This is a genomic window from Rhodococcus rhodochrous (assembly GCF_014854695.1).
GTDB lineage: Bacteria > Actinomycetota > Actinomycetes > Mycobacteriales > Mycobacteriaceae > Rhodococcus.
In genome coordinates this window covers 356445-368740 of sequence record NZ_CP027557.1, presented here as the reverse complement: position 1 = coordinate 368740, position 12296 = coordinate 356445, and the positions used below count along the sequence as shown (strand labels likewise).

Annotated in this window: 11 protein-coding genes; 6 read left to right on the top strand and 5 right to left on the bottom strand. The window is 67.7% G+C overall.

Translation table 11 applies throughout. The features are described 5' to 3' along the window. Window position 1 precedes the first annotated feature (1 nt). From C6Y44_RS01630 to C6Y44_RS01620, 3 genes are all read left to right on the top strand, one after another. Window positions 2–946: a DUF2189 domain-containing protein gene (locus C6Y44_RS01630; protein ID WP_120281146.1), complete on the top strand. Its 945-nt coding sequence runs from the start codon at window positions 2–4 to the stop codon at window positions 944–946. Between the two features lie 109 nt (window positions 947–1055). Continuing rightward, window positions 1056–1793 carry an RDD family protein gene (locus tag C6Y44_RS01625; protein WP_120281145.1) on the top strand — a complete coding sequence of 246 codons (738 nt, stop codon included), beginning with the start codon at window positions 1056–1058 and terminating at the stop codon, window positions 1791–1793. Between the two features lie 125 nt (window positions 1794–1918). Beyond that, complete coding sequence (locus C6Y44_RS01620) at window positions 1919–2650, top strand: queuosine precursor transporter (RefSeq protein ID WP_120281144.1); 732 nt, start codon at window positions 1919–1921, stop codon at window positions 2648–2650. 32 nt (window positions 2651–2682) lie between these two features. Here the strand turns inward: C6Y44_RS01620 and tgt are convergent, their stop codons facing one another. The 3 genes from tgt to C6Y44_RS01605 all read right to left on the bottom strand — a co-directional run bounded on the left by tgt (window position 2683) and on the right by C6Y44_RS01605 (window position 8080). Further along, the gene (gene tgt / locus C6Y44_RS01615) at window positions 2683–3942 is read right to left on the bottom strand and encodes a tRNA guanosine(34) transglycosylase Tgt (RefSeq protein ID WP_174246950.1); all 1260 of its coding nucleotides are present in this window, start codon (window positions 3940–3942) and stop codon (window positions 2683–2685) included. Continuing rightward, window positions 3939–5177: an MFS transporter gene (locus C6Y44_RS01610; RefSeq protein ID WP_159416935.1), complete on the bottom strand. Its 1239-nt coding sequence runs from the start codon at window positions 5175–5177 to the stop codon at window positions 3939–3941. The genes tgt and C6Y44_RS01610 overlap by 4 nt, the downstream gene beginning before the upstream one ends. A gap of 161 nt (window positions 5178–5338) precedes the next feature. After that, window positions 5339–8080, bottom strand: a complete 2742-nt coding sequence (locus tag C6Y44_RS01605; protein WP_159416936.1) for a calcium-translocating P-type ATPase, PMCA-type — start codon at window positions 8078–8080, stop codon at window positions 5339–5341. A gap of 148 nt (window positions 8081–8228) precedes the next feature. On the opposite strand from C6Y44_RS01605, the gene C6Y44_RS01600 reads away from it, so the two are divergent. Then, a complete protein-coding gene (locus tag C6Y44_RS01600; protein WP_145691020.1) occupies window positions 8229–8648 on the top strand; it encodes a pyridoxamine 5'-phosphate oxidase family protein in 420 nt (139 codons plus the stop codon). Window positions 8649–8684: 36 nt separating this feature from the next. Further along, complete coding sequence (locus C6Y44_RS01595) at window positions 8685–9551, top strand: cation diffusion facilitator family transporter (protein WP_174247093.1); 867 nt, start codon at window positions 8685–8687, stop codon at window positions 9549–9551. A 5-nt stretch (window positions 9552–9556) separates the two neighbouring features. Here the strand turns inward: C6Y44_RS01595 and C6Y44_RS01590 are convergent, their stop codons facing one another. After that, window positions 9557–10159 (bottom strand): LysE/ArgO family amino acid transporter, encoded by a 603-nt coding sequence (locus C6Y44_RS01590; protein WP_145691022.1) that lies wholly within the window; start codon window positions 10157–10159, stop codon window positions 9557–9559. Between the two features lie 72 nt (window positions 10160–10231). On the opposite strand from C6Y44_RS01590, the gene C6Y44_RS01585 reads away from it, so the two are divergent. Then, window positions 10232–11113, top strand: coding sequence for a LysR family transcriptional regulator ArgP (locus tag C6Y44_RS01585; RefSeq protein WP_159416937.1), 882 nt, complete (start codon window positions 10232–10234; stop codon window positions 11111–11113). Window positions 11114–11193: 80 nt separating this feature from the next. Here the strand turns inward: C6Y44_RS01585 and C6Y44_RS01580 are convergent, their stop codons facing one another. Next, entirely contained in the window at window positions 11194–12291 is a 1098-nt protein-coding gene (locus tag C6Y44_RS01580; protein WP_159416938.1) for an ABC transporter substrate-binding protein, read from the bottom strand. Between the last annotated feature and the right edge of the window lie 5 nt (window positions 12292–12296).

The window sequence follows — 12296 nt, the reverse complement described above, 5'->3', positions numbered from 1 at the left end:
CATGACCACCGGTGGTTACGACCCGAATCAGGATCCGAAGAACCCGGGTGGTTATCCGCCACCCGGAAACTACCCACCACCCGGAAACTATCCGCCGCCCTCGGGGGGTGGCACTCCCCCGCCGGGTGGGAACTATCCGCCGCCCGGCAACTACCCGCCTCCGGGGAACTATCCCCCGCCCTCGGGTGGCAACTACCCGCCTCCGGGTGGGTCCTACCCGCCGCCGGGGAACTATCCGCCTCCCCCGTCGAGTGGTGACTACCCGCCCCCGCCGGGCGCGTACGGCGCCGGGAGCTTCGGTGGTCCGCCCCCGAATCAGTTGAGTGTCGGCGACGCGATCTCCTACGGTTGGTCGAAGTTCAGCGGCAACGCCGGCGTGTGGATCGTCTTCATGCTCGCCGCGTTCGTCATCCAGGGCCTGATCAGCGGCATCTTCAACGGGTTCGACTTCACCGGTGAGGCGACGGACTTCACCCTCCTGAGCGCCATCGGCAGCATCGTCACGACGATCGTCGGATACCTGATCCAGGCCGCCTTCGTGCGCGGCGCACTGGCCGAAACCGACGGGCAGCGACCCGCTTTCGGGACGTTCCTCCAGATCGGCCCGATCGGCGCGGTCATCGTCGCGGGTCTGCTCGTGGGCATCGGCACGTCGATCGGTCTCGTGCTGTGCATCCTCCCGGGCCTGGTGTTCGCGTTCTTCGCGTGGTGGACGATGCAGTTCGTCATCGATCGCAATCAGGATGCCGTCACCGCGATCAAGTCGAGCTTCAATGCCGTCAAATCGAATGCGGGAACGCTGGTGCTGCTCGCCCTCGCACTGCTCGGCATCAACCTCCTCGGTGCCCTGCTGTGCCTGATCGGCCTGCTGGTCACCGTGCCGGTGTCGATCATCGCCGTCACGTACGCCTACCGGGTCACCACGGGTGGTCCCGTAGCGGCCTGACACAACCCCGGCGGGGACCCTCCCGTCGCATCCGGAGGCATCTACCGACGCGCCACGGCACGCTGTACCGTGGCGCGTTGCCATGCCGATCGCGACAAGGGAGACATAAGTGACCACTGGTGGCTATCCACCCCCTCAGCAGGATCCTCGGGCGACGGGCGGTCATCCCGGCGCCCCCTCGTACGGTGCCACCCCGCCCGACTACACCCAGCAGTTCCCTCAGTACGGCGCTCCCCAGAACGGTGGCCCTCAGTACGGCGCTCCCCAGTACGGAACGCCGCAGTACGGAACACCGCAGAACGGCGCTCCCCAGTACGGTGCACCTCAGTACGGTGCACCGCAGGGCAATGGGTTCGGAGGCCCGGGATTCCCCGGTCCGGATCCGAACTTCGGCACCGGCACCCCGGGGGAGCTGCTCCCGCGTCTCGGCGCCCGCATCATCGACGGTCTCATCGTCGGCATCCCCATGGGGATCCTGACCGCGATCATGCTCCTCGCGAGCGGCGGAAGCGGCTTCGTGAACTTCTTCATGACGGTCGTCAGCGGTGTCGTCGCCTTCGGCTACTGGACGTACATGGAGTCCGCTCGGGGCGCGACCGTCGGCAAGAAGCTCCTCGGCCTGTCGGTCGTCGGTCCCGCCGGTGGCAACCCCACCCTCGAGCAGGCCGCCAAGCGCAATGCCTTCGTCGCGCTGCAGATCCTCACCGGCATCCCGCTGCTGGGCTTCCTCGCCGGTCTGCTGTCGCTCGCCGCATACATCGGTATCGCGGTCACCATCGAGCAGGACGGCGACAAACAGGGCTTCCACGACAAGTTCGCCGGCGGCACCCGGGTACGCAAGTCCTGATCTCCCGCGCGTTCCGGGTCCCGTCCTCGTCAGGACGGGGCCCGTTCGTCGCATATGGGGTGTTCGCGCACGTACAGACCGTCCGCAACTTCGTGATCGCCCCATGGTGATGCTTGGATGTCCGGGTGACCGAGCACGGATCGAACACCTCCCCCGCCCTCTTCGACCACGCCGCCTTCGCGCGCGTGGGCCGCAGCCCGTACACGGGGATCGTCGTGCTGTTCACCGCGGTACTGATGATCTCCAACATCTCCGCGACGAAGGGCATCGCGTTCTTCACCGGCTCCGAACTCACCGCCGGTCCGCTGCAGATCCTGCCGATCATCACCGACGGCGGGTTCTTCCTGTTCCCCCTCGCCTACATCCTCGGCGACGTGCTCAGCGAGGTGTACGGCTTCGCGGCCACCCGCCGCGCCGTCTTCTACGGCTTCGGGGCGGTCGCGCTGTCCGCGCTGTGCTTCTGGATCACGCAGCAGCTACCTCCGGCCGACTTCTACGCCGGTCAGGAGTCCTTCGAGAACGTGCTCGGCGTGGTGCCCCGGATGCTCATCGCCGGGCTCGCCGGGTACGCGGTCGGGCAGCTGCTCAACTCGTACGTGCTCGTCCGCATCAAGGAACGCACCCGGGAGAAGCACCTGTGGGCGCGGCTGATCGGGTCGACCGTCGTCGGCGAGTTCGCCGACACCCTCATCTTCTGCTCGATCGCCGCAGGGGCCATCGGCATCACGACCTGGGCCGACTTCGTCAACTTCGTGATCGTCGGGTTCCTGTGGAAGACGCTGGTCGAGATCGTCGTGCTCCCGGTGACGTACCGCGTGATCGCGTACGTCAAGAAGCGCGAACCCTCCTACGCGTGACGACTCACGCCTGACGACTCAGGCCCGACGACTCAGGCCTGGCGCCGGCTCGCGTAGAACCGGCCGAGCGTCTCGGCCTTGAACTCGGCGAGCGTGCCCTTCTCCATGTTCGTCCGGATGTCGTCGACGAGGCGCACCGTGAACCGTTCGTTGTGGATCGTGCACAACGTCGAGGCGAGCATCTCCTTCGCCTTGAACAGGTGGTGGATGTACGCGCGCGTGTAGTTCCGGCAGGTGTAGCAGTCGCAGTTCTCGTCGATCGGCGTGAAGTCGCGCCGGTGACGGCTGGTGTTGATGTTGAACCGGCCGTCCGGGTGGTAGATCGCGGCGTTGCGCGCGACCCGCGACGGATTGACGCAGTCGAAGGTGTCGACGCCGTGCTCGACCGCGACGAAGATGTCGTCGGGTTCGCTGATGCCCAGCAGGTGCCGCGGCTTGTGCTCGGGCAGCTCCTCGGTGCACCACCGCACGATCGTGCCGAGATTGTGCTTCTCGAGCGCCCCGCCGATGCCGTAGCCGTCGAACCCGCGGCCGGTCTCACCGACGATGGACTCGAGGCCGCGGCAGGCCTGTCGTCGCAGGTCCTCGTATTGCGCGCCCTGCACGACCCCGAACAACGCCTGGTAGGGGCGGTGGGCACGTTCGGCGGTGAGCTTCTCGTGCTCGGCGATGCACCGCACCGCCCACGCCTGGGTCCGCTCGAGGGAGCGTTCCTGGTAGCCGCGGGTGTTCATGAGGGTCGTGAGCTCGTCGAAGGCGAACATGATGTCGGCACCGAGCTCGTGCTGGATACGCATCGACACCTCGGGGGTGAACCGGTGCCGCGACCCGTCGAGGTGCGATTTGAAGGTCACACCGTCGTCGTCGACGTGGGCGAGCCGTTCCTTGCCCTTGGCGATGACGTCGTCGTTCTGGACGCCGACGGACTCCATCGCGATGACCTTCTTGAACCCGGCCCCGAGCGACATGACCTGGAATCCGCCGCTGTCGGTGAAGGTGGGGCCGGGCCAGTTCATGAACTTCCCGAGCCCGCCGGCCTCGTCGACGATGTCGGAGCCGGGCTGCAGGTAGAGGTGGTAGGCGTTGGCGAGCAGCGCCTGCGAGCCGAGCTCGGCCATCGTCTCGGGCAGCACCGCCTTGACGGTCGCCTTCGTACCCACCGGGACGAAGGCCGGGGTGCGGATGTCTCCGTGCGGGGTGTGGATCGTGCCCGTGCGGCCGAGTCCGTTGTCGAGACGCGCTCCGACCGTGAAGAAGGGATCGGGCGGGGTCGGAATGCTGGAATCGGTCACTTCCGTATCCAATCACGTCGGGAAGGTGCGGCCTTCTCACGGCGGCGAACGGAGATCGCGAACACGGCGACACCGGCGAGCGCCAGCAGCACACCGACCGCGGCGGGAGCGGTGTAGCCGAATCCGGCCGCGATCACGACCCCGCCGATCCACGCACCGAACGCGTTCGCCAGGTTGAACGCGGCGTGGTGCAGCGACGCCGCGAGCGTCTGGGCGTCCTCCGCGACATCCATCAACCGCACCTGCAGAGCCGGGCCCACCGCGGCGCATCCGACACCCAGACCGAAGACCATCACGAAGGCGGTCCACGGGTTGTGGGCCGCGGCGACGAACAGCGCGAGCAGCACCGCGAGCGAGGTGATCGACGCGTAGACGCCGGGGATCACACCGCGATCGGCGACGCGACCACCGATGGCATTGCCGACGACCATGCCCACGCCGAAGAGCATCAGCGCGACCGGCACGAGCGATCTCGACACTCCGGCGACGTCGGTCAGCGTGGTGCTGATGTAGGTGTACACCGCGAACACACCACCGAAGCCGATGACGGCCACGGCGAGCGTGAGCCAGACGGTGCTGCTCTTCAACGCCCCGAGTTCGACCCGCACGCTGGTCGTCGGTATCGACAGTGTCGGCACCCAGGCGGCGAGAGCGACGACGGTGGCCACTCCGATCGCGGCGACCAGCACGAACGCCGCGCGCCAGCCCAACGCCATGCCGAGCCACGAGGCGGCGGGCACCCCGACGACGTTCGCCACCGACAACCCCATCATCACCAGCGACACCGCCCGCGCGCGCCGACCGGGTCCGGCGAGATGCGCCGCGACCAGCGCGGCGACCCCGAAGTACGCGCCGTGCGGCAGGCCGGCGACGAACCGGGAGACGACGAGCAGACCGTAGTTCGGGGCCAGCACCGTGGCGGCGTTGCCGAGGGTGAACGCGACCATCAGCGCGACCAGCAGTGTCTTGCGCGGCACGCGGGCGGCGATCGTCGCGATGAGCGGGGCACCGACGACGACACCGGCCGCGTAGGCGGAGACGACGTGGCCCGCGGTGGGTTCGGAGACCCCGATGCTCGTCGCGATCTCGGGGAGCAACCCCATGGCGACGAACTCGGTGGTTCCGATCCCGAACCCGCCGAGGGCGAGCGCCCACATCACGAGCGTGCGCGCGGGATGTCCGGAGTCGGTATGGGCAGGATCGTCGAGTGGGCGGCCGGAAGCCGTGGTGGTCATCGGTGAGGAAACCTTCGATCTGTCGAGGGTCCCGGAGCCGGAGGTCGTGGGGCCGGGACGCGGGCGCGCTCGGGGGAGCAACGCGGGGCAGCCTCCATTCTGGGGCAGTCCGGCCTCGCACTTCTCCCCGCGGTGACGTGAGTTCCGCCATCTCCCGATCGTCAGGTGAGGAAGGTCGTATCCGCCCGCTCGGCCCTGCGCGCCTCGATCCTCCTGGCGACGAACTTGCCGATCTCGTCCACCCACAGCACGGACGAGCCGACTGCGACCGCGAGCAGCCACTGCTCGGAGGTGAGGGAGGTGGTGTCCATGAATCCCTGCAGGGCGCCGAGTTGCACGACGCAGATCTGCAGGACGACGACGGCGCCGATCGCGATCCAGATGGTGTGGTTGGTGAACGTCTGCGCCGAGAACACCGATCCGAGATCCGAGCGCACGTTGAACAGGTTGAACACCTGGTAGAAGACGAACGTCGTGAACGCGAGGGTGGTGGCGAACAACGGGTCGGATGCGCTGTCGGGGAACAGTTCCGGTCCGAAGTGCAGGACTGCGATCGTGCCTACCGTCATCACGATGCCGAGGCCGAGGATGCGCTGGACCCGGGCGCGTTCGAGCAGGGCCTCGTTCGCGGGCCGCGGTCGTCGCCTCATCGCGTCGGGGGCGGTCGGGTCGACACCGAGTGCGAGCGCCGGCGGTCCGTCCATGATGATGTTCACCCACAGGATCTGCAGTGCGCTGAAGGGCGCGCCACCCGCGAGTCCGAGCACACCGGCCGTCAGGAAGATGAGGACGAAGCCCCACGCCGTGGTGAGCTGGAACTTCACGAATTTGACGATGTTGTCGTAGATTCCGCGTCCCTCGGCCACGGCGGCGACGATGGTCGCGAAGTTGTCGTCGGTGAGGATCATGTCCGCGGCGCCCTTGGAGACGTCGGTTCCCGTGATCCCCATGGCCACACCGATGTCGGATTGTTCGAGCGCGGGAGCGTCGTTGACGCCGTCGCCCGTCATCGCGACGATCTGCCCGTCGGCCTGCAGCGCTTCGACGAACCTGATCTTGTGTTCGGGCGCCACGCGGGCGAGGACGCCGAATTCCTTTGCCCTCCGGCGCAGTTCGTCGTCGGTGAGTTTGTCGAGATCTGAACCGGAGGCAGCCGACCCGCGAATTCCGAGTTCCTCGGCGATCGCGGAAGCCGTCACCAGATGGTCGCCGGTGATCATGTGCACCGAGATGCCCGCCTCGTGGGCGACGGCGATCGCATCCTCGGCTTCGGTCCGCGGCGGGTCGACGATGCCGACGATCGCGTGGATCGTCAGGTCGGCCACCTTCTCCTGCAGAGCATCGGTGTCGCCGCGGGGAACGGCATCGAGGTCGCGACCGGCGATCATGAGGGTTCGCAGACCTTCCGACGCGAGCGCCTCCACGGCCCGCTGGATCCTCGCGCGACCGTCGTCGTCGAGCGGAATCGGGCCGTCGGGGCCGGCGATCGAGGTGGCACGGTCGAGGAGCACACCCGGCGCGCCCTTCACGAAACAGCGGTATCCGCCGTTCGGCAGGGTGTGGAAGGTGGCCATGTACTTGTAGTCCGAGTCGAACGGCACCTCCGAGATGCGGTTCAGCGCGGCCCGCGCACCCTCGACGTCGATGCCGCCCTTCTCGGCGAGCACCACGAGGGCACCCTCGGTGGGATCGCCGACCAGCACTCCGTTGCGCACGGTCGCGTCGTTGCACAGTCCCATCCCGAGCAGTGCGTCCGTGAAGTCCGGTGCGGGCAGACCGTCACCGACGAGGATCTTGCCGTCGGTTCCGTACCCGGTGCCGGTGACGCGGAAGGCACGACCCGCGACGAGCAGTCGCTGCACCGTCATCTCGTTGAGGGTGAGGGTGCCGGTCTTGTCGGTGCAGATGTGGGTGGTGCTGCCGAGCGTCTCGACCGCGGCGAGTCGTTTGACGATCGCACCGCGGGCCGCGAGACGTGAGGCTCCCATCGCGAGGGTGAAGGCGACGACGGCCGTGAGCCCTTCGGGGATCGTCGCGACCGCCAGCGACACCGCGGTGACGAGGAGATCCGACCAGGTCTGTCCCCGCAGCAGACCGAGGACGAACACCAGCGCCACCGTCACGATCGCGACGATCGTCAGGGTCTGGGCGAGTTGGCCGATGCGCCGTTGCAGCGGCGTCTGTTCGCCACCGGCCGATCCGAGAAGGGTTGCGATGGCACCCATTTCGGTACGCATGCCCGTGCCGGTGACGATCATCGCGGCACGTCCGCGTGTGACCTCGGTGTTCATGAACAGCATGTCGGTGCGGTCGCCGAGCGGCGCGTCGGGATCGTCGACGACGTCGGCCTGTTTGTCGACGGGCTGGGATTCACCGGTGAGGGCGGCCTCCGCGACCTGCAGCCGGACGGCGGTGACGAGTCGGCCGTCGGCCGGGACGGTGTCGCCGGCCTCGAGGAGCACCACGTCTCCGGGGACGAGTTCGGCGCGGGGCACCTCCGTCCCCCTGCCGTCGCGCAGCACCCGGCTGGTCGACACCGACATCTTCTTCAACGCGGCGAGGCTGCTCTCGGCCCGGGATTCCTGCACGTAGTTCAGCACGGTGTTGAGCGCGATCACCGCGAAGATGACGACGGGGGTCTCCCACTCGCGGGAGACGGTGGCGCTGACCACCGCCGCCACGACCAGAACGAGGGTCATCCTGTCGGCCAGCAGCGAGAGCACGCGCCGCCAGGTCGGTACCTTCTTCGCCTCGTCGAGCAGGTTCGGGCCGTACTCGCCACGCCGTCGTTCGACCTCGTCCGCACTCAACCCTCGTTGCGGATCGACCTCGAACGCCTCGGCGACGTCGGTCGCGGCGCGGGTGTGCCAACTCGAGGTGGTCGCGGGAGCTTGTGCGGACATCGGCACTCCTCGTTCGGGCTGCTCTCGGCGGATCGGGCGAACACGGTCCTGACGGCCGGTTTCACCGTAACCGGCGGAGCGTTCCACTGCGCCGGAAGCCGGTTCGTGATGTGCTGGATACGGCAGCGGAACCGGAGGAGTGAACGCGATGAGCGACAACCCGAACACCGACGATCCTGTCGTCCAACTCGACGAGGACCAGTGCTGGGACCTGCTCGCGACGGGCAAGGTGGGCCGCCTCGTCACCGTCGTCGGCGGGCGACCGGAGATCTATCCCGTCAACTACGTCACCGACGATCGCACGGTGTACTTCCGCAGCGGTGAGGGCAGCAAGCTCTCCGAACTGGCGGTGCACCCTCAGGTGGCCTTCGAGGTGGACGAGATCCGCGAGGACTCCGCGTGGAGCGTCGTGCTGCACGGACACGCCCGGATCCTGCGGAGCTTCGACGACGCGGCGCGGATCGACGCCCTCGGACTGTCGCCGTGGGTTCCCACCCCGAAATACGACTACGTCGCGCTGACGGCCACCGACCTCACCGGGATGCAGCTCACGCTCGTCAAGCGCTGAACGGTGGCGCCCTCTGCGCAGCAGCACCGCCTGTTGATGCGGTTCATGCTGCTGTCGGTGGCGACCGCGCTCGCGACGATGCTGCTGAAGGCATCGGCGGCGTGGATCACCGGATCGGTGGGTCTGTTGTCGGACGCGCTCGAATCCGGGGTCAACCTCGTCGCGGCGGTCGTCGGTCTCGCGGCGCTACGTCTCGCCGCGAAGCCGGCCGACGCGAACCACGATTTCGGGCACGGGAAGGCCGAGTACCTCTCCGCCGCGGTCGAGGGCACCATGGTCTTCGCCGCCGCGACGGTGATCCTGTGGACCTCGGTCGAGCGCCTGATCTCCCCGCAGCCGGTGACCGAGGTCGGACTCGGTCTCGTCCTGTCGGCCGGATCGTCGGCGCTCAATCTCGTGGTCGGTCTGCTGCTCATCCGGCAAGGCCGCGCACATCGATCGATCACGCTGGTCGCCGACGGGAAACACCTGCTGACGGACGTGTGGACGTCGGCGGGCGTGCTCGTCGGCGTCGCGCTGGTCGCGCTGTCCGGGTGGGACGTGCTCGACCCGATCGTGGCGATCCTCGTCGCCCTGAACATCCTGCGGATCGGCTTCGGGCTCGTGCGGCAGGCGGTCGTCGGCATGCTCGACGCGGTTCTTCCCCCGGAGGACGTGACGGCGGTGAACGCCGTCCTCGACCGCTATCGGGAACCGGGGGTGGTGACGATCCTGCCGCCGCGCACCCGCGAGTCGGGACGGCAGCGCTTCGTCTACCTCGTCGTGCGGGTGCCGGGCGACTGGACGGTGCGCGCCGGCCACGACCTGCTCGACCGCATCGAGGCCGATCTCGGCGAGGCACTGCCCGGCGTCGTGGTGTTCAGCCATCTCGAGCCCGACCGCGCCCCCACGGGACGCAGGTGAGGTGATCAGGCCGAGGCGACGAGCCCGGCACCGAGGCCGAGCATCAGGACCGCGACGCCGCCGTCGAGGATGCGCCACGAGGACGGCTTGGCGAACCAGGCACGCAGATAACGGGCGCCGTACCCGAGGGCGGCGAACCACACGACGCTCGCGGTGATCGCCCCGGCACCGAACCACCACCGGCCGGGGTTGCCGTAATGGTTGGCCACCGAACCGAGCATGAGCACGGTGTCGAGATAGGTGTGCGGGTTGAGCCAGGTCAGCGCCAGGCAGGTCAGCAGGGCCGCGCCGATGGTGACGGCACCGCCCGGGGCGGCGGACAGTGCCGACGGCTTCAGCGCGCGACGTGCCGCGAAGAGTCCGTAGCAGATGAGGAAAGCGGCACCCGCCCAACGGATCACGTCGATCGCGCCGGGAGCGTGGTCGAGGATCGTCGCGATCCCGGCGATGCCCGCGGTGATGAGCACGGCGTCGGAGATCACGCAGATCGCGATCACAGGCAGCACGAATCGTCGCGCGATCGCCATGCGCAGGACGAAGGCGTTCTGCGCACCGATGGCGACGATGAGGGACAGACCTGTGACGAATCCGGCAACGACGAGTGACATGGCATCGACGCTAGGAATCCTGCCGAGATAAGAACAGTTGATTGTGCTGTACCTGCATTAGAGTTTCTTAATGTGGACCTGGACTTCGCTCAACTTCGCACTTTTACAACGGTATTGGACGAGGGCACTTTCGAGGGTGCGGCGGCTGTTCTTCGCGTCACACCGTCCGCGGTGAGCCAACGCATCAAGTCGCTCGAACAACACGTCGGTCAGGTACTGCTGCGACGGACCAGGCCCGTCAGCGCGACCGCGGCCGGCGAAGTGGTGATGCGACTTGCCCGGCAGGTCGCGCGGCTGGAGCAGGACGCCTCCGAGGAACTCGGTCTCGGCGCCGACACCGGGAGTTACGCCACGATTCCGCTCGTCGTCAACGCCGACTCGATGTCCACCTGGATGCTGCGCGCCCTGGCCCGGATGCCCGTGCGCTACCGAGCCCTGTTCGAACTGCACCGCGAAGACGAGTTCCACTCCACGGATCTGTTGCGCGACGGCACCGCCATGGCGGCGGTCACCTCCGTCCCCGAACCCGTGCAGGGCTGCACGTCCGAGAAGCTCGGCGCCATGCGCTATCACGCGATGGCGAGCGTGGACTTCGCCGAACGCTGGTTCCCCGAGGGTATGACCCCCACCGAACTGCGGGAGGCCCCGATGCTCACCTTCGACCGCAAGGACGACATGCAGGATCGCTTCGTCCGCAAGCGGACCCGGCGGCGGCTGAATCCGCCGCGTAACTACGTTCCCGGCGCCCTCGAGTTCGTCGAGGCCGCGCGGCTGGGGTTGGGCTGGGCCATGCTCCCCGACGCGATGGTCGCCGACACGACCGATCTCGTGAGCCTGGCCCCGGACGACCCGATCGCCGTGCCGCTGTACTGGCAGCGGTGGCGGCTGGACTCTCCCGTTCTCGACGCGCTGACCGATGCGGTCCGTCGCACCGCGCGCGAAGTGCTGCATTGATCTCCCCGAACCCGACCTTCCGAAACGGAACGGCCCGAACCGGATTGCTCCGGTTCGGGCCGCTCTCGTCGTGATGCGGATCAGTAGTTGAACGCCTCTGCCCAGTGCTGCGAGTACTCGGCCTGACGTTCCACCTCGGTCAGCGGCATACGCCAGACCTTGTCGGAGTCGAGCGGCGGGAGTTCACGGCCGAGCGCGGTCGGCGGTGCGACGTCGGGTCGCACGCTGTAGTCGCCCAGCTCGGTGAACAGCTCCTGGCCGCGCTTCGAGAAGTTGTAGTTCATGAACACCTCGGCCGCTTCCGCGTTCTCGGCGGTGGCGGTCCTGCCCAGGTAGTAGTCGAAGGTCACGAAGCCTTCCTCGGGTACGACGAAGTCGATGGGCGCCTTGTCCTCGGTGGCGGTGACGTTCACCGACGCCGAACCCGTGGTCGCGATCGGCACCTCACCGCGGGCGAAGGCCGTCAGCTTCTGGCCGGCACCGTCGTAGATCGTCGGCTGCAGCGCCGCGAGCTTCTCCCAGTAGCCGTCCTCGAGCTTCTCCTCGACGAACCAGTTGAGTGCGACGTTGGAACCGCCCGTCGCACCCTGCGAGATGCCGATCTTGCCGCGCCACTTCTCGTCGAGCAGGTCGGCCCACGAGGTGGGTGCCTCCTCCTCGGTGATGGCGCGGGTGTTGTAACCGAAGGTCTGCACCACGTTCGTGACCCGGGAGAAGTTGCCGTCCTGGATCACGACCTCCTCGAGTTCCTCGGTGCCGGGCACGATGTACGGATTCCACACGTCGGCGTCGGTGAAGCTGTCGACGATGTCGTAGTCGGAGGTGCGGATCACGTCGGCGTTCAGACGGCCTGCGCCCTGCTCGGAGAGCACGCGCTCGGCCAAGCGGGCCGGGACGAGGCGCATCAGGTCGACCTTGATGCCGGTGTCGCGGGTGAACGCCTCGATGAAGGCCTGCTCGTTGGATTCCTGGTAGCTCGAGTACAGACTCAGCGTCTGCGACTTCGCTACCTCGTAGGTCTCCTTGTCGGCGATCGTCTCGCCGTCGATGACCAGACCCTCCGAGGTGTCGACCTCGGCCTGGGAGGTGACGCCGTCGGAATCTCCGCCACCGCACGCCGCGAGTGTCGTGGCGAGGACGACCGACAGAGCGGTGAGCGCTACTTTGCGCGTTTTCATGGTGA